The organism is Paenibacillus sp. FSL R7-277 (assembly GCF_000517965.1).
GTDB lineage: Bacteria > Bacillota > Bacilli > Paenibacillales > Paenibacillaceae > Paenibacillus_AQ > Paenibacillus_AQ silagei.
This window is the reverse complement of the sequence record NZ_ASPX01000039.1, coordinates 1-1,676: the sequence shown is the minus strand read 5'-3', so window position 1 is coordinate 1,676 and position 1,676 is coordinate 1. Positions and strand designations below refer to the sequence as shown.

Below are 1,676 nucleotides of genomic sequence, written 5' to 3'. Positions count from 1 at the left end.
GAGGCCACTGAAAAAGTCCATAAAGAACTGAAAGAGACATTCGACACAAAGAATGTCTCTTTTTTTCGATACAATTAAAGAATTAAATCAAAGGCTGGTGGTCTTCATGCTTCCTAAGCAGCAAAGTTTTATCTTGAGCCCGTATATCGAACTTTACAATATACTCATTCCAAAAGATAACTTGTTGCGGCGCATGGACGAGTTGGTGGACTTCAGCTTTGTTTATGAGGAACTAAACGAAAGGTATTGCCAAGATAATGGACGAACCGCGGTAGACCCGGTCCGAATGTTTAAATATCTACTGCTTAAATCCATTTATGACTTGTCTGACGGCGATCTTGTGGAACGCACCAAAACCGATTTGTCGTTCAAGTTTTTTCTACATATGGCGCCAGAGGAAGAGGTTATTGATTCTAGTTTACTGAGCAAATTTCGTAAGTTGCGGCTGAAAGATATGAAGTTGCTCGATATACTCATTGGTAAAACGGTGGAGATTGCCATTCAGCAAGGAATCATTCGCAGCAAATCCATTATTGTCGATGCTACCCACACCAAAGCCCGCTATACCCAAAAAAGTCCGCAAGAGTTGCTGCGAGAACGTTCCAAAAAGGTACGAAAAGCAATCTATGCCTTAGATGAATCTATGAAAAGTTCCTTTCCAGTGAAGCCCGTTACGAATGTACTGGAAGATGAAATCGGGTACTGCCAAGATCTCATTGAGGTCATTGAAAAGGACGGACGTTTTACCGGACTCCCCAAGGTCAAAGAACCCTTCAATCTATTGAAAGAAACCGTCGCTGACGATGTTGAACAGTTGCAGACTTCTACTGATCCAGATGCCAAAGTAGGCCACAAAAGCGCAGATTCCTCATTTTTCGGGTACAAGACCCATATCGCGATGAGTGAAGAGCGAATCATTACGGCAGCGACCATTACCACGGGAGAACGAAACGACGGGAAGGAATTGCAAACTCTTATTGAAAAGAGCAAAGCTGCGGGCATGAGCGTAGAGACAGTCATTGGAGACAAGGCCTATTCAGAAAAAGACAATATTGCTTACAGTACGGAGCAGGGCATTGAACTTGTGGCCAAATTACATCCACAGATTACGCAAGGAAACCGAAGAAAAGAAGACGAATTCGATTTTAATAAAGATGCGGGTATGTATGTCTGCAGAGCCGGGCATCTGGCCATTCGAAGAGCACGGCAAGGCAAAAAGGGACAGGGCAAAAACCAAAAGGATACCTACTTTTATGATATTGAAAAGTGTAAGCGATGTCCTTTAAAGGAAGGGTGCTACACAGAAGGCGCTCGGAGTAAGACCTACTCGGTAAGTATAAAGAGCAACGAACATGCCAAGCAAGCTGTGTTTCAGGAAAGTGAACCCTTTAAGGTCAAAGCGAAAGAGCGCTACAAAATAGAAGCCAAGAATAGCGAACTCAAACACAGACACGGGTACGATGTTGCATCTTCCACGGGTTTAGTTGGCATGGAGATTCAAGGAGCCATGGCGATATTCACTGTTAATTTAAAACGAATATTGAAACTCATGGAGTAACCAAAGTTGAAGAAATAGGTAAGAAAAAGACGACGTCCATTCGGAGAAACCGAATAACGTCGTCTTTTAAATACGTTTTTTTACTTTTTCTAAGAAAGGCTAGTTTTTCAGTGGCCTC

1 protein-coding gene is annotated in these 1,676 nt (G+C 42.7%); it reads left to right on the top strand.

Annotated elements, in window-relative coordinates:
* Nucleotides 1–106 precede the first annotated feature (106 nt).
* Complete coding sequence (locus tag C173_RS15140) at nucleotides 107–1,558, top strand: IS1182 family transposase (RefSeq protein WP_036726139.1); 1,452 nt, start codon at nucleotides 107–109, stop codon at nucleotides 1,556–1,558.
* Nucleotides 1,559–1,676: the final 118 nt, after the last annotated feature.

Coding starts and splice junctions, on each gene's coding strand:
- C173_RS15140 (WP_036726139.1), top strand. CDS start 107: ATGCTTCCTAAGCAGCAAAGTTTTATCTTGAGCCCGTATATCGAACTT.